A 15964-nucleotide genomic window follows, 5' to 3' on the forward strand; every position below is an offset into this window, starting at 1 on the left:
TTGCAACATTAGATACAAGTTTTCCAAACTTTTAAAATATTTCCAGCCACAGATTAAAGGATTACACAGATATTAAAAATCTTTTTAATCCTTTAATCTGTGGCTGTTTTCTTTAGCTTTGCAAGCTTTATGTCTTTTAATCAATTACGTTATTAAAAAAACTTTGCTCCCGATAGCTATCGGGATTGCGGTTAAATCGATACAAAATTTTATGCACTTTGCTGTTAAATAAACTTTTATTCAATATGGAATTGTACATTTATGGTATAAAAGTTCGTTAATAACTTTAAATAAAGAAATTCTTTATTATTTTTACCACATAATTTAAGCAAACTATGAGTTCTAACTTTGATAAATTTCAAAAACGCAGGTTAATTTCCTCTTATTTTTCGGTAGTATTAAGTGTATTTCTAGTATTATTCCTTTTGGGAGTATTAGGATTATTTATTATTAATTCTAAAAAACTGGCAAACGATTTTAAAGAAAAAATTGCTATGACAGTTTTCTTTAAAAATGAAGCAAATGACAGCGTTATCAAAGCATTTAATACAGAATTAAAAAGAGCGCCTTTTGCGAGATCTTATGCTTACGTTTCTAAAGAAAAAGCAGCAAAAGAACATACTGATATTATTGGAGAAGATTTCCTGACATTTTTAGGAGAAAATCCTTTATTGAATTCATACGACATTCACTTAAAAGCAGATTATGTTGAAAGAGACAGCATTTTGCAAATCGAAAGCAGTTTACGTAAAAACACTATGATCGAAGATATTGTTTACGACAAACAATTGGTAAATCTGGTAAATGACAACATCAAGAAAGTAAGTATGTGGATTTTGATTATCAGCGGTTTTCTAGCTATAATTGCGGTTTTATTAATCAACAGCTCATTACGTCTTTCTATTCACTCAAACCGTTTTATTATTAAAACCATGCAAATGGTTGGCGCAACCAAATCGTTTATTCGTAAACCTTTTGTAATGCGCAGTGTAAAACTAGGAATGCTGGGTGCTGGATTGGCAATTATTGCCTTAATTGGACTTTTATTCTACGTTGAAACTAATTTTCCTGGTTTAGGAATTTTAGAAGATAAAGCTTTAATTGGATTGGTTTTATTGGCCGTTTTTGGATTAGGAGTTTTAATTACTTGGGTAAGTACACATTTTGCAACGCAACGTTTCTTGAATTTAAGAACTGATGATCTTTACTAATTTTAGAACAAAAAGACTTTCATAAACTTAGTTCAGAACAACAAAATAAACAAACCTTTATTGGCTTAAAGGTTCAAAAAAAATAAAAATGAAAAACAATAATACAGAAGAAACTCCAAAACACGAATTCCTTTTTGACAGCGTTAATTACAAAATCTTATTGATCGGAATTGCTGTTATCGCTTTAGGCTTTATTTTAATGTCGGGCGGAGGAAGTCATGATCCAAATGTTTTTAATGAAGATATTTTTAATTTCAGACGTATTCGTTTAGCTCCAACTACCGTTTTAATTGGTTTTGGAATTACGATTTATTCTATTTTCAAAAAATCTAAATAGTCTTTTCTAGACATCTTAGATTATTAGATTAATCTTAAACATATCTAAGAGATCTAAAAATCTAAGAGGTCTAAAATCTAAAAAAACAAATGAATACATTACAAGCTATTGTTCTTGCCATTATTGAAGGAATCACAGAATTTTTACCTGTTTCTTCAACTGGACACATGATTATTGCCTCTTCTTTTTTTGGAATTGCACACGACGATTTCACCAAACTTTTTACTATTGTTATTCAACTTGGAGCGATTCTTTCGGTTGTAATTTTATATTTCAAACGTTTCTTTCAAACACTAGATTTTTACTTTAAACTTTTAGTTGCTTTTATTCCTGCCGTTGTTTTAGGATTATTATTAAGTGACTTTATTGATGGTTTATTAGAAAATCCAGTTACGGTAGCAATTTCTCTTTTAATTGGAGGTTTAATTCTATTAAAAGTCGACGAATGGTTTAATACACCAAACAGCGCAGAAACTTCACAAGAAATCAGCTATTTACAAGCTTTTAAAATTGGTTTATTTCAATGTCTTGCCATGATTCCCGGCGTTTCTAGAAGTGGTGCAAGTATCGTGGGCGGAATGTCTCAAAAATTATCAAGAACTACTGCTGCGGAATTTTCATTTTTTCTTGCTGTACCGACAATGTTGGGCGCAACGGTAAAAAAATGTTACGATTACTACAAAGCAGGATTCGAATTATCTCATGATCAAATCAACTTATTGATAATAGGAAACATTGTGGCTTTTATTGTGGCGCTTCTTGCTATTAAAACCTTTATTGGATTTTTAACTAAAAACGGATTCAAAGTTTTTGGTTATTACCGAATTATTGCTGGAATCATTTTATTATTGATTCACTTTTTCATTCACCCGCTTACCATTATATAATGACACCTGAAGAATATTTAGACGGACAAGTTTTACTGATAGACAAACCTTTAAAATGGAGTTCGTTTCAAGCTGTCAATAAATTAAAATATCTTTTAATTAATAAAGTCGGCCTGCCAAAAAAGTTTAAAATTGGTCATGCTGGAACTTTAGATCCTTTGGCTACTGGACTTTTATTAATTTGTACTGGAAAATTTACCAAAAGAATTTCTGAACTTCAAGGTCAAGCCAAAGAATATACTGGAACATTTTACATTGGAGCTACTACTCCATCTTACGACTTAGAGACGGAAATCGACCAGACTTTTCCAACGGAACATATCGATGAAGCACTTATTCATGAAACGGTTAAACAATTTCTAGGCGAAATTGATCAAAAGCCACCAATATTTTCTGCTATTAAAAAAGACGGTGTTCGTTTATACGAGCATGCACGTGCCGGTGAAACTGTCGAAATCGCCAGCAGAAAAACTACAATTCACGAATTTGAAATTACCCGAATAGCTTTGCCTGAAATTGATTTTAGAGTAGTTTGCAGTAAAGGAACTTATATTCGCTCTCTTGCTTACGATTTTGGAAAAGCCATGAATTCAGGATCGCATTTAACTGTTTTACGCCGAACTAAGATTGGCGATTACGATGTAAAAAACGCAATTGATATTACTCTTTTTGAGGAAAATCTATAACATTATATTTTTTTGATTTTTGTAATTTAGTCGTTTGCTTTAAAATTTACAAAATGAAAAATTTCTTTTTAGCGTTATTTTTAATCTCCGCAAAAGTTTCTTTTAGTCAAACTGCCGGCCAAAAATTTGTATCGACTGATATTGATAATTTTTGGAAAGCAAAACGGAGTAAGATTAAAACCGTATTTGATCGAATTTCAAACGGCTGAATAAAAAAAGCACATTACAAATCAAACCGTAATGTGCCACCTCTTAAATTAAAGTAGTGCTATTTCATACGCAATTCTTTTGGAGTTAATAATGATGTACATTCTTTCCTCCAAATAAAAATGTCGAAAAAAAATCGTAAAACCTTTCGAATAACTTTTTCATAATAGTGCATTTTTTAATTGTTAGACATTAAATAAACACCAATAAAAAGAGTAAATCAAAAAGTAAATAATAGAAGTGGGATTGCTTTACTAAGATACAAAAATAATACTAAAAAAAATAACTCAAATACATTTTTAAGAGCATTATAACATTTGTTATCAACAAGTTACAAACATACAACTCAAGAATTCGTTTCGTAAATATTATAAATTAAAGCCTGTCATATTTGATATTCTCCATAATCTGAACCAATTCTTCTTGAACAGAAATTCCTTTATCAGCCAAATACCACAATTGAAGGTCTGTTTTAATTTTTTCATCAATTACACCAAATTCCTTTTTATAGTTTTCCATCAATTCAGATGCTCCTTTTGGTCTTGGTCCCCAATCTGCGCGAACAATTCCGGCTTCTTTGCAAACAATAATTACTTTAGGTATTGCTCTTCCTCCATTTGTTAAATAATGATCCATCAATTCCGTATTCTCATCGCGGAAAACAATTCGAAGATCTATTTTTTTATTCGAATCATGTGCCATTTTATTCAAAATTGGAAGAATTTGCGCAGCATCACCGCACCAGCCTTCAGAAATAACCAGCCAGAAATAATGATTATTTAAATTTTGAAGCTTCGAAATTATTTCTTCAGAAATCTTGATTGTTTTATCTAATCGATTCATTCTTGCTTCATTCAGCTTCGAATAATTGGTCAAACTTTCAGACTGTTCGTCTCCTGTCGATTTTCCTTCTATAAGCAGATCAGTGACTATTTTTCTATATTCTGCATAGGAATGACTGTTGAATAATGCCTTTGCTATAAATTTTTTCATAAATAATTATTTGATTACTATAAAAATACGGAATTTAAGAAGATGCAGAAATGACTTTTATCACATTCGTTAGAAAAAAAGCAAAAGTCGTGTAGTATTAAAAGAAAAGAGCAATTAATTTTTTGTAAACATTATTTTTAAAAATCAGAATATGTCTATATTTGCACAAATTAACGCAACACAAACATGAAATATAAAAGAATTCTTCTAAAACTTAGCGGCGAGGCCTTAATGGGTGATTTACAATACGGAATTGACCCTAAAAGATTAGGCGAATATGCAGACGAAATTAAGCAGATTCACGCAAAAGGAGTAGAAATTGCTATCGTTATTGGAGGAGGAAATATTTTTAGAGGCGTTGCTGGTGCAAGTGCAGGAATGGACAGAGTACAGGGCGATTATATGGGAATGCTTGCTACTGTAATTAACGGAATGGCTTTGCAAGGCGCACTTGAAGACAAAGGAATGAAGACGCGTTTACAAACGGCTTTGAAAATGGAATCTATTGCAGAACCTTATATTAAAAGAAGAGCTGACCGTCACCTTGAAAAAGGAAGAATTGTAATTTTTGGTGCCGGAACTGGAAATCCATACTTTACAACTGATACTGCAGCAGTTTTAAGAGGAATCGAAATTAATGCAGATGTTATCCTAAAAGGAACTCGTGTTGATGGTGTATACGATTCTGATCCTGAAAAAAATGCATCAGCTGTAAAATTTGATATGATTTCATTTGATGACGTTCTTAAAAAAGGACTAAACGTAATGGACACAACCGCTTTTACATTAAGCCAGGAAAATAAATTACCAATTGTTGTTTTTGACATGAATAAAATAGGAAATCTATTGAAAATCTGTGAAGGCGAAAACATTGGAACTGTAGTAAACGTTTAAGCCGCTTTAGATTGTTAGATTGAAATTCTAATAATCTTCAAAAACAAAAAAATAAAATTATATTAGTTAGTAAATTAAATGATCTGTTTTTAATCTCAAATCCAATCGTTTAAAAATCTAAAAAAATAAAAAAAATGACTGAAGAAATCGATTTTATATTAGAAAGTACTGAAGAATCAATGAACGGTTCTATTGCACACTTAGAAAAAGAATTTCTAAACATTCGTGCAGGAAAAGCTTCTCCAGCAATGTTGGGAAGTGTTTTTGTAGATTATTATGGTTCAGCAACTCCGCTTTCGCAAGTTTCAAAAATCAGCGTTCCTGATGCAAGAACAATTACTTTACAGCCGTTTGAAAAAAACATGCTGCAGGTTATAGAAAAAGCAATTATGGTTGCTAATATTGGTTTTAACCCAATGAATAACGGAGATGTTATTATCATAAGCGTACCGCCTTTGACTGAAGAGCGTCGTCGTGATTTAGCAAAACAAGCAAAATCTGAAGCTGAAGATGCTAAAATTGGTGTTCGTAACGTACGTAAAGACGCTAACAACGAAATTAAAAAATTAGAGAAAGACGGAACATCAGAAGACATTTGTAAATCTGCTGAAGAAGAAGTTCAAAATCTAACAAATACATACATTAAAAAAATTGATGAATTATTGGCTGAAAAAGAAGCTGAAATCATGAAAGTGTAATTGTATTTCATAACAAAATAAAATCCGTTTGGTTAAATTTTACCAAACGGATTTTTTTATTCTTATTTTTGCATACTTAAATGACATATTTTTCGTTTTTGAATCTATATAATTCTCTATGAGGCTATTTTGCTTATTGACTTTACTTTTTACGCTTAGCATACAGGCGCAAGTTCAAATAAGCGGTATTGTAACTGACTCAAACAACAAAGCACTTCCGTTTGCTACGATAACTACTTCAAACAGCACTAATACAATTACGGATGTAGATGGAAAATTTATTTTTAACATTGACTCAAAAACGGGAAGTTTTGCGGTTTCATACATTGGTTTTCAAACTAAAATCATAAGTATTACAGAAAATAAAAAATTCTATCCAATTTCGTTATCTCAAAAAACAGACGCTTTACAAGAAGTTATTGTTTCAAATGAAAATCCTGCTTTAACGATTATTAGAAAAGTAATCGCCAATAAAGACAAAAACGATCCACAAAAAAAACTCAGCAGCTTTGAATACAAAACCTATAACAAACTGCTCGTTACTGCAAATCCAGATTCTATTGACGGAAGAATAGATTCTTCTGCCGTTTATAAAGACTTTAATAAAAAGAAGATCAACATAGATTCATCTGATTATAAGTTTAAAGAAATTATAAGCAAACAGCATTTGTTTCAAACTGAAAAGGTATCACAATATCAATTTGGAGAAAATAAGCTGAAAGAAACTGTTTTGGCGACTAAAATTGCAGGTTTTAAAAACCCGATTTACGAAGTTCTTGCTTTCAACCTGCAGTCTATATCTATTTACGACAATAAATATGAGCTGTTTGAAACCAAATATGAAAATCCAATTTCGAGATCAGCACCTTCAAATTACAATTATAAACTGCTGGACACTGTGAACATAAAAGGTCGAGAAACTTTTATGATTTATTTTAAAAACAAGCAAAAACGAAGGGCTTCTGGATTAGAAGGCGTATTATATATTGACGCAGAAAACTTTGGTATTGCAAAAGCTGTTATGCGTATAAAAGGCGTTTTGGACATTAGCGGAATTCACGAATTTGAATATGTTCCAAAAGAAAAAATATGGTTCCAGAGTAACACCACTTTTAAAATTGTAAAAGGGAAAAATGATGATGACATCAAGATTCTGGGCGGAACGATTCAGTTTGACGGAGATGTTGCAGATAATTACGAACCGCGAAAAAAAACAGCTTCAGATTTTACGTATTTGCTTTCTGAGAGCAATAATTTTGATGTTCATTACAACACGAGTTCCTCTATAAAAAATCCTTCTCTTTATATCGAAATTAAAGACGATGCCAATAAAAAACCGGAAAGTTTCTGGAACGAATACCGAAAAGACAGCTTAGATTTAAAAGGTCAAAAAACGTATCAATTACTCGATAGTCTATCTGTCAGCAAGAGAATTGAAAAACGTTTAGGACTTGGACGAAAAATCATCAATGGCTATCTGCCAATTGGACCAATTGATCTTGATTTAAAAAAAATAATCAGTTACAATAACTACGAAGGTTTCCGATTGGGACTTGGCGGCATAACAAACGATCGTTTTTCTAAAAACTTCAGAATTGAAGGATATACGGCTTACGGCACGAAAGACGGCGCTCTTAAATACAATTTAGGAGTTGGCGTTTTGCTTGATAAAAGCACCAATACTTGGCTAAACGGATCTTATACTGATGATGTCAGGGAAATTGCGAGTACCTTTTTTGCTGTTGACAAACGGGTGTTTAAAATCTATGATCCAAGACCTATCAACATTAGTACATTCTATAAATACGACAGCTGGAAAGCAAACGTTCAAACTAAAATTATTCCTAAAACAGAAGCTGTATTTGAATTATCAAGAAGCTTTGTTGAACCTAAATTTGATTATCTCTTTAATTACAACGGTCAGCTGTACTCGAGCTATGTTATGACTACAGCAATGCTCTCGATTGTTTGGGCTCCATTCAGTAATTTTATGCAGACGCCGACAGGAAGAAATGAATCTGATAAAAAGTTCCCAAGGTTTACTTTTCAATTCACGCAATCCCTGCCAAATGTTTTAGATAATGATTTTACTTTTGGAAAAATAGATTTTAAAACGGAGTACGAAAAGCAATACTTAAACGGTCAAAAAACCAGCGTTTTACTTCAGGGAGGTTATGCAATTGGCGATGTTCCAATTACGCATTTATACAACACAATGCCGAATAACTTAACTAAAGAAACCGTAATTCAGCGTATTACTTTTGCAGGACGAAACAGTTTTGAAACCATGTTTTTTAATGAGTTTTTCTCTAGTCAATATGTATTCTTTCAAGTTAAACATGGTTTTGACCGAATCAAGATTATGAAAAAAGTACGTCCTACTTTGGTTTTAGTGACACGAATGGCTTGGGGAAACATGGAAAATCCTGAACAGCACGTAGGACCAACTTACAAAACATTAGACAAAGGCTTTTTTGAATCGGGAATTGAGTTAAATAAAATCTTCAAAGGTTTTGGTTTAGGCGGATTCTATCGTTACGGTCCAAATCAACTTATGAAGTTTGAGGATAATATAGCCGTTAAGATTTCTTATGTAATTGATTTAGGGTTATAAGATTTCATTTTTACCTATTATTTTTCATTTCGACCGAAGGGAGAAATCACACTAGAAATTGCGCAAAGAAAATCGCCAATCTTTGTCGAGTTACGAGTGTGATTTCTCCCTTCGGTCGAAATGACAAAACAAAAAAAATCCCAAACTCCAATTTTATGATTGGAGTTTGGGATTTTTAAATTGTAATTTCTAAAAAAATTATGGCTTCAAAATCAAAACTGAAGGTGTATTATTCAGCCAAGTACTTTGCGATTCTATTAGTTTTTTCCAGCTGTCTAAACTAATAATCATTAAATTCTGGCTTTCAATAAACTCTTTTTTAATTGTTCTGTCATGCATAATCATAATATGATTTGGGGCAATTTGTTCAATAGATCGAATCGTTTCTTGAATCTCGCGAGTATTTTTTACATCACCGCTGGCATCCAAAACTGTAATCTGTGAACCATTATTATTGATTAATTTCTTAGCATATTCAATTAAAAAAGCATCTTCTTTACTAAAAACGGGCATAAAAATCTGATTGACTTCTTCTAAATCTTTATCGATAAGTATACCAACCGGCATTTTAGTTTTTGCAATAATATGACGCGTTCTTTCATCAAAAGGAGAATTTTCAAACAATCCTTCTTTTCCTGTAAATTTATCGATTAATCGGTCGGGATTGACTATTCGGGTAGTAAAACCAAGTATTTTCCCCAGCAATGTACCTTCAAAAATAGATTGTCCTAAACCAACTAACAATAAATCATATTCACCTTGGTTTGCCGAATCAATAATCTCGGTATCAATATCGTTGGTAACTTTAAAAACACTTACCATGTTCTGATTCAAACGCTGAGATTCTTCAACAACCGGCACTAACATTTTACGTTCATGATCTTTTATATCAAACGAATGTATTTCTGTGCTCAATGATAAATGCATCGCTGTTACGATTGTATTGTCGCCTTGTTTTTTAACCAAACTATTTGCGATCTTCAACAGTTTCTTACCTCTTTCAGGAGTTGCAAACGACAATAAAATCTTGTATTTGCTTTTATTTCCAATTTCCTGCGGCACGACTGTTTCTTTATCTTTAAATATAAATCCGATAAAATCTAAAGCTGGACCAGTCATAAAAGTCGTCACTAGAGCCATAATTACCATCATAGTAAAAATCTCTGTCGATAAAACACCAAGATCGTAACCAATGTTTAAAACGACCAATTCCATTAAACCACGAGTATTCATTAAAGCACCAATAGCCAAACTATCTTTCCAGTTTTGTCCTACGAACTTTGCAGCCAATGCACTTCCAAAGAATTTTCCAACAACCGCAACTGCAATAATCAATCCTGTAATTTTCCATAAAGCAGGATCATTTAACAAGCCAATTTGAGTACGTAAACCTGTAAATACAAAAAATAACGGTAATAATACAATTATAGAAACGTCTTCGACTTTCTCAATAAATATATTTCTGAACTTATTATTTTCCGGCATAATAGCTCCTGCTAAAAAAGCACCAAACAAAGCATGAATACCAATTAACTCTGATGCATACGCAGAAATAAGAAGGGTAATAAAGAAAATAGCAACAACGGGTTTATTTAAACTTTCTCTTGTTGAATTTAAATCTCCAACACGTTTTAGGAACGGGCGAACAATTTTCAACATTATAATTACATACAAAATAGCGAGTCCAATAACATATAAAGCACTTGTAAAAGAACCTGCTTTTACAATCGCAATTACAACTGCCAAAATACACCAAGCTGTAATATCATCTGCTGCAGCGCAAGTTATGGCAATGGTTCCTAATTTTGTTTTCTGCATTCCGCGTTCCTGTACAATTCTAGCTAGAACTGGAAACGCAGTAATACTCATAGCAATTCCCATAAAAAGCCCAAAAGAAGCGAACTCAACGCCAACTGGCGCAAACGTATGGTAAATATAATAGGCTAAACTTAATCCTAAGGCAAATGGAATTACAATACTTGCGTGACTGATAACAACAGCGTCATGCGCTTTATTTTTTAGAACCTTTAAATCCAGCTCCATACCAATAACAAACATGAAAAGGATTAAACCAATCTGACTTAAAAATTGTAAATTACCTAAAGATTCTTTTGGAAATAAAGCTGCCGAAAACTCTGGAAAATACATTCCCACCAATGACGGCCCTAAAACAATACCTGCAATCATTTCACCAATTACAGATGGCTGTCCTATTTTTCTAAAAACCCATCCAAACAAACGTGCCACCAAAATAATAGTAACGATCTGTGCTAATAATATAGCTAACGGATGCTGCAGGTTTTCGACCATTGAATGCAAGAAATCATTCCAATGATTACTTTCGATCTTTTTCTTAACGATATTACGCCCCACTTCCAGCGCTGCGCCTTTTGAAATTACCCAATATATCAGCGCTGTAAAACCGCCGATAATTGTAACGTAAAATAAAGAGTTTTTAATGTTATTCATAACTCATTCTTTTGATTTATTGCAGCAAATATCAGAACTGAGGTTTAAGTGAAAAAGGAAAACTACACCTAATTTTCAATGTATGTAACAAGTGGGAAAAACTTTGTAATAAGTTATAAAAACGATTGTCATCCTTAGCGAAATCGAAGGCTTATCACCCATAATCGGGCATCGACTACGCTCAGCGTGACAGAAAATAATTTATCACAAGCGGCTATAGTTTTACTTTTTTCAAAAAATCAGAACGATAGGTTTCACTTAAAATTATAGTACCATTTTTGTTGTTTTCATCCGTATGATGCAATACAATTTCATTATGATTAAAGAATTTTATGGCTTTTACAGCTACAATTTCTTTTTTGTTAGCGCGACAAAAATCGGCATCAGGCAATTCCTCTAAAAGTGTGTCGAACTTAACATTTTTCAAATTCAAGAAACTTCCATCTGTAAGTAAAACCGTTTTATCACGACTATCGCTTGAAGCCGTTTTTATATATTGAATTTGATTAAAATACAGCAGTGTTTTGCCTTTATCAGTATTTAACTGAATAAACTTTTTAGCAGCATTAGGCTTTTCAAAACGTTCTACAGCTTTTGTAATTGCTTTTTGCAGACGTTCTAATTTTACAGGTTTTGTAATATAATCTATCGCATCAATATTAAAAGCATCGGCTGCATACTCTTTGTAAGCCGTGCAGAAAATAACCATTTTATCACTGAGCATTTCCGCTAGATGAAGTCCATCCATTCCAGGCATTTCGATATCTGATATTAATAAATCAAAATCGAGATTCGGAATATCTGATAAAAGTTTCTCTGGATTATTATACGTTTTTACAATTTCGACTTCATGAATTTGTTCACAAAGCATTTTTAAGTACATTAATCCGGGAAGCTCATCGTCCAGCAGCAAGCATTTCAGTTTTGTATTCAAGGAGATCAATTTTTAGATGAGCAATATAAATATCGTTTTCTACAAACCTGTCAAGTTTGAAATTATTTTTATAAATAATCCTTAAACGATGTTCCAAAGTAGCATGACCAAAACCGCTGCGTTCTTTTTTAAGTACTTTTTTATCTGAGATTTTATTCGAAACCGTCATAAAAAAAGCATTATCGCGAAACTCAAAAACAACTGATATAAAGGCATCAGCGCTTTGCAAATCAGCATGTTTAAAGGCATTTTCAATTAAGTCAATCGAAATTAAAGGCGCCAGCAAAGGCTGATCGTACAATTTATCTTCCTTATTAATGTTGGTTTTTATCTTTAATTCGAAAAGCGGACTAATCTTGATTTTATTGATTTCGATTAAATTCAATGCAAAATCAATTTCTTCTTTTGCGGTAACAAATTTCTTTTTGCTTTCGTATAAAATATAGTCCAAAACATTCGCCAGTTTATCTAAAGCAAAATAGGTTTGATAAGCATGCGACTGAATTGAATTTAGAATATTCTTAAACAAATGCGGATTCAGTTTTGATTCTAATGTTTCTAACTGTAAATCATTCACCTTAACTTCAAGCGCATAAAAACTCCTTTCGGCATCATCTTTTGCCTTCTTCGCCTGCATTAATTGGTAAATCATAAAACAAATTATGATGATGAGAAGTAAAAGAATCGCTAAAAAAATAAATGTTGTGGTATTGTTTTCCTGCATTTTTAGTTTGTTTTTATGCCACTGATTAAAATGATTTTTTCTAGACTTAAAAAATCTGTGAGAATCTATGTAATCTGCGGCTTATTTTTTTAATGACTAGAAACAAATTTCAATCCGATAATTGAGGCAATTAATGTTGAAAGGAAAAATATTCTCCAAAAAGTAGCTGGTTCCTTAAAAACTAAAATTCCAACTAGAACAGTTCCAACAGCTCCAATTCCTGTCCAAACCGCATAAGCCGTTCCAATTGGCAGTACCTGTGTTGCTTTATACAATAAAATCATACTGATCGAAAGGCACACAAAAAAACCAATCATCCAGTAAGTAGATATCATTCCTGCTGTTTCTTTTGCTTTTCCAAGGCATGATGCAAAGCCAACTTCAAAAAGTCCTGCAATAATTAATAAAATCCAACTCATTTTCTTTTCCTTTTAAATTAATTGCAAATATGAGAAAAGCTGATGATTAAACAGTGAAAAGAAAGAAATTTATCACAAAAAATAATATGAATATTTGTGTTAACATTAAGTAAAATACAATCTATTGTTTATGATTTTGAGCACTTTTCACTACATTTGCATCCATTTTTAAAGAATTTATGAAAAACAGTATCCAAGTTGGATTTTGGGAAAAATTGGCCCGAATTATACTTAAAAACAGAATAACAATTCTAATTGTACTTTCTGCTTTAACCATTTTCCTTGCTTTGCAATGGAAGAATCTTTCAATGACTTATACCGAAGCAAATCTGCTTCCGAAAGACCATATTGCAAATAAAGAGTATCAAAAATTTCTAGACAAGTTTGGCGAAGAGGGAAATCTTGTCGTAATTGGTTTTAAAGATCCTAAATTTTTTACTCCAAAAAATTATGCAGCTTGGAATGAGCTGATGACAGGTTTAAAAAAATCTAAAGAAGTTGATTTAGTGGTTTCATTAAATGATTTAAAGAAACTTGAAAAAGATACCGTTAACGAAAAATTTGTTTTATCACCGTTTATTGATCAAAGCAAAGTTTTAGATCCAGCTTATTTAAAAACTGTTCAATACGATTTATTTCATAATTTACCTTTTTACGAAGGTCTTTTATTCAATAAAGAAAGCGGCAGTGTTCGTTCTGCAATTTATATCAATAAAGCATTAGTCAACACAGCTGAAAGAAAGACTTTTATCTTAGAAAATTTAGTTCCGAAAATCGATAAATTCGAAAAAACTACTGGAATTGATCTTCGCGTTTCTGGAATGCCGTATATCAGAACGATCAATGCGGACAATATGAAAGGCGAAATTGGTCTTTTTATCGGCGCGGCTTTATTTACCGTTTCTTTGATATTCTTTTTCTTTTTCCGTTCGTTCAGAGCGACGTTCATTTCGATTTGTATTTTAATTGTTGGCGTAATCTGGTCTTTTGGAACGCTGGGATTATTTGGTTATAAAATCACGATTTTAACAGCAATTATTCCGCCGTTAATTATCGTAATTGGTATTACAAACTGTATTTTCCTGATCAACAAATACCAGCAGGAAATCAAATTGCATAACAATCAGGCAAAAGCGCTGCAGCGTGTTATTTCAAAAATTGGAGTTTCGACTTTAATGACGAATTTAACTACAGCAATTGGTTTCGCAACCTTTATGATTACAGGAAATGATTTGCTTTTTGAGTTTGGTTTAGTAACTTCAATCAACGTAATTTCTGTTTATTTATTGACACTTTTTATTGTGCCGATTATATACAGTTTTATGCCATTGCCAAAAGAGAAACACTTATATCATTTAACTAAAACATATATTTCGACACTTTTAAATGTTGTTGAAAATTTAGTTAAAACAAAACGTAAAATTGTATACATCGTTTACGGTTTGCTTTTAGTTTTCAGTGTAATTGGAGTTTCGCAAATGAAAGTTTCGGGAAGCTTAATTGGTGAAATGCCAAAAAGTGCTTCTTTCTTTAAAGACATTTTATTCTACGAAAAAGAATTTAACGGAGTAATGCCGCTTGAAATTATGATTGACACCAAAAAGAAAAAAGGTGTTATGAAAGCGTCAACCATTCGCAAAATGGATGAATTGCAAACTACAATTGCAGAAATTCCAGAATTGGCAAAACCAGTTTCGATCGTGAATTTAGTTAAATATTCAAAACAGGCTTTCTACAACGGAAATCCAGAATATTATCAATTACCGACTTCGCAAGAACAAGCTTTTATTTTAAGTTACGCTAAAAACGCAACTAAAAACAGCAAAGAAAATCTCATGAAAGCTTACGTCGATTCGACTGGGCAATATGCCCGAATCACGACTTTCATGAAAGATATTGGTACGGATGAAATGGCAAAAGTGGAGAAAAAACTTCACACTAAAATAGATGAAATTTTTCCAAAAGACCGTTATGAAGTGACTGTTACTGGAAAAGCATTGGTTTTCCAAAAAGGAACATCGTATTTAGTAGATAATTTAATTGAATCACTGATTTTTGCAATCGCGGTTATTGCGATTTTAATGTTGTATTTATTCAGATCTTTCAAAATGGTAATGGCGTCTGTAATTACCAATATTTTACCGCTTTGCATTACATCTGGATTAATGGGTTATTTCGGAATTCCGTTAAAACCGTCAACAATTTTAGTGTTTAGTATTGCGTTTGGAATTTCGGTTGATAATGCGATTCAGTTTATGGCAAAATACAAACATGACCTGCTTCAAAGCGGCGGAAAAGTAAAGAAATCGGTTTTCAGTGCTTTAAGAGAAACTGGAATCAGTACTTTTTACACCTCAGTAGTTTTGATTCTAGGTTTTGCAACATTTACGTTATCAAGCTTTAGCGGAACGATTGCTTTGGGAGGATTAATTTCTTGTACTTTGGCTTTTGCGATGTTTGCGAATTTAGTGGTTTTACCTTCGTTGGTTTTGACTTTTGAGAAGAAGAAAACTAAGAAAGAGGAATTGGAGAATTTGGAGAAGTAAGATTTTCTTTTGCCACTAATTACACGAATTGACACGGATTAAAATAAAAAACCTTCATCAAAGGTTGACACACAGTTTGTCATTTCGACGAAGGAGAAATCTTCGCAAGTAGCTCCGAACTGCAATTCCAATCTTTGTCGAGTTTCTTACGGAGATTTCTCCTTCGTCGAAATGACAAAACAAAAGAAATTACTTCTTATGAAAACGGGTGTCCTAGCCCTGATCGTCCCGAAGTTTCGGGAGGCATCCTTACTATTTTTTCTTTAAAAATAGAAAGATACAGCGAAAAGAGAGCGGGACACGAGCTAAAAGCGAATTGACGAAGTAAACAGCTTCAAAAATTAA

At 32.4% G+C, this 15964-nt stretch carries 14 protein-coding genes; 9 read left to right on the forward strand and 5 right to left on the reverse strand.

Features of this window, described 5'->3' with window-relative positions:
• Positions 1-335: 335 nt before the first annotated feature.
• From NLG42_RS02735 to NLG42_RS02755, 5 genes are all read left to right on the forward strand, one after another.
• On the forward strand, positions 336-1211 hold the full coding sequence (locus NLG42_RS02735) for a cell division protein FtsX (RefSeq protein ID WP_089058423.1): 876 nt from the start codon (positions 336-338) through the stop codon (positions 1209-1211).
• A gap of 88 nt (positions 1212-1299) precedes the next feature.
• On the forward strand, positions 1300-1548 hold the full coding sequence (locus tag NLG42_RS02740; RefSeq protein ID WP_089058422.1) for a DUF3098 domain-containing protein: 249 nt from the start codon (positions 1300-1302) through the stop codon (positions 1546-1548).
• Positions 1549-1637: 89 nt separating this feature from the next.
• A complete protein-coding gene (locus tag NLG42_RS02745) occupies positions 1638-2435 on the forward strand; it encodes an undecaprenyl-diphosphate phosphatase (protein WP_099718054.1) in 798 nt (265 codons plus the stop codon).
• Positions 2435-3121 (forward strand): tRNA pseudouridine(55) synthase TruB, encoded by a 687-nt coding sequence (truB, locus tag NLG42_RS02750; protein WP_089054320.1) that lies wholly within the window; start codon positions 2435-2437, stop codon positions 3119-3121. Before NLG42_RS02745 ends, truB begins: the two co-directional genes overlap by 1 nt.
• 53 nt (positions 3122-3174) lie before the next feature.
• Positions 3175-3330: a hypothetical protein gene (locus tag NLG42_RS02755; protein WP_257682929.1), complete on the forward strand. Its 156-nt coding sequence runs from the start codon at positions 3175-3177 to the stop codon at positions 3328-3330.
• A gap of 373 nt (positions 3331-3703) precedes the next feature.
• Here NLG42_RS02755 and NLG42_RS02760 read toward each other — a convergent pair whose 3' ends face one another.
• Complete coding sequence (locus tag NLG42_RS02760) at positions 3704-4321, reverse strand: thioredoxin family protein (RefSeq protein WP_089058418.1); 618 nt, start codon at positions 4319-4321, stop codon at positions 3704-3706.
• 186 nt (positions 4322-4507) lie between these two features.
• Here NLG42_RS02760 and pyrH point away from each other — a divergent pair, with 186 nt between their 5' ends.
• From pyrH to NLG42_RS02775, 3 genes are all read left to right on the forward strand, one after another.
• Positions 4508-5215 carry a UMP kinase gene (pyrH, locus tag NLG42_RS02765; protein ID WP_089054323.1) on the forward strand — a complete coding sequence of 236 codons (708 nt, stop codon included), beginning with the start codon at positions 4508-4510 and terminating at the stop codon, positions 5213-5215.
• 134 nt (positions 5216-5349) lie between these two features.
• A complete protein-coding gene (gene frr, locus NLG42_RS02770) occupies positions 5350-5913 on the forward strand; it encodes a ribosome recycling factor (protein WP_089054324.1) in 564 nt (187 codons plus the stop codon).
• 118 nt (positions 5914-6031) lie between these two features.
• A complete protein-coding gene (locus NLG42_RS02775) occupies positions 6032-8527 on the forward strand; it encodes a DUF5686 and carboxypeptidase regulatory-like domain-containing protein (protein WP_257682930.1) in 2496 nt (831 codons plus the stop codon).
• A gap of 198 nt (positions 8528-8725) precedes the next feature.
• On the opposite strand, the gene NLG42_RS02780 is transcribed toward NLG42_RS02775, so the two are convergent.
• From NLG42_RS02780 to NLG42_RS02795, 4 genes are all read right to left on the reverse strand, one after another.
• On the reverse strand, positions 8726-10996 hold the full coding sequence (locus NLG42_RS02780) for a cation:proton antiporter (protein WP_257682931.1): 2271 nt from the start codon (positions 10994-10996) through the stop codon (positions 8726-8728).
• A gap of 214 nt (positions 10997-11210) precedes the next feature.
• Positions 11211-11930: a LytR/AlgR family response regulator transcription factor gene (locus tag NLG42_RS02785; RefSeq protein WP_089058415.1), complete on the reverse strand. Its 720-nt coding sequence runs from the start codon at positions 11928-11930 to the stop codon at positions 11211-11213.
• The gene (locus tag NLG42_RS02790) at positions 11893-12654 is read right to left on the reverse strand and encodes a sensor histidine kinase (RefSeq protein WP_089058414.1); all 762 of its coding nucleotides are present in this window, start codon (positions 12652-12654) and stop codon (positions 11893-11895) included. Before NLG42_RS02790 ends, NLG42_RS02785 begins: the two co-directional genes overlap by 38 nt.
• Positions 12655-12743: 89 nt before the next feature.
• Positions 12744-13073, reverse strand: coding sequence for a DMT family transporter (locus tag NLG42_RS02795; protein ID WP_257682932.1), 330 nt, complete (start codon positions 13071-13073; stop codon positions 12744-12746).
• A gap of 179 nt (positions 13074-13252) precedes the next feature.
• On the opposite strand from NLG42_RS02795, the gene NLG42_RS02800 reads away from it, so the two are divergent.
• Positions 13253-15619 carry an efflux RND transporter permease subunit gene (locus NLG42_RS02800; RefSeq protein ID WP_257682933.1) on the forward strand — a complete coding sequence of 789 codons (2367 nt, stop codon included), beginning with the start codon at positions 13253-13255 and terminating at the stop codon, positions 15617-15619.
• Positions 15620-15964 lie beyond the last annotated feature (345 nt).

It is taken from the genome of Flavobacterium plurextorum, from assembly GCF_024638035.1.
Classification (GTDB): domain Bacteria; phylum Bacteroidota; class Bacteroidia; order Flavobacteriales; family Flavobacteriaceae; genus Flavobacterium; species Flavobacterium plurextorum.

What these genes read in the sequence shown, in the direction of transcription:
- NLG42_RS02780 (WP_257682931.1), bottom strand. Translation starts at nt 10,996, where the DNA reads ATGAATAACATTAAAAACTCTTTATTTTACGTTACAATTATCGGCGGT.
- truB (WP_089054320.1), top strand. Translation starts at nt 2,435, where the DNA reads ATGACACCTGAAGAATATTTAGACGGACAAGTTTTACTGATAGACAAA.
- NLG42_RS02795 (WP_257682932.1), bottom strand. Translation starts at nt 13,073, where the DNA reads ATGAGTTGGATTTTATTAATTATTGCAGGACTTTTTGAAGTTGGCTTT.
- NLG42_RS02740 (WP_089058422.1), top strand. Translation starts at nt 1,300, where the DNA reads ATGAAAAACAATAATACAGAAGAAACTCCAAAACACGAATTCCTTTTT.
- NLG42_RS02745 (WP_099718054.1), top strand. Translation starts at nt 1,638, where the DNA reads ATGAATACATTACAAGCTATTGTTCTTGCCATTATTGAAGGAATCACA.
- NLG42_RS02775 (WP_257682930.1), top strand. Translation starts at nt 6,032, where the DNA reads ATGAGGCTATTTTGCTTATTGACTTTACTTTTTACGCTTAGCATACAG.
- NLG42_RS02755 (WP_257682929.1), top strand. Translation starts at nt 3,175, where the DNA reads ATGAAAAATTTCTTTTTAGCGTTATTTTTAATCTCCGCAAAAGTTTCT.
- NLG42_RS02760 (WP_089058418.1), bottom strand. Translation starts at nt 4,321, where the DNA reads ATGAAAAAATTTATAGCAAAGGCATTATTCAACAGTCATTCCTATGCA.
- pyrH (WP_089054323.1), top strand. Translation starts at nt 4,508, where the DNA reads ATGAAATATAAAAGAATTCTTCTAAAACTTAGCGGCGAGGCCTTAATG.
- NLG42_RS02800 (WP_257682933.1), top strand. Translation starts at nt 13,253, where the DNA reads ATGAAAAACAGTATCCAAGTTGGATTTTGGGAAAAATTGGCCCGAATT.
- NLG42_RS02735 (WP_089058423.1), top strand. Translation starts at nt 336, where the DNA reads ATGAGTTCTAACTTTGATAAATTTCAAAAACGCAGGTTAATTTCCTCT.
- NLG42_RS02790 (WP_089058414.1), bottom strand. Translation starts at nt 12,654, where the DNA reads ATGCAGGAAAACAATACCACAACATTTATTTTTTTAGCGATTCTTTTA.
- frr (WP_089054324.1), top strand. Translation starts at nt 5,350, where the DNA reads ATGACTGAAGAAATCGATTTTATATTAGAAAGTACTGAAGAATCAATG.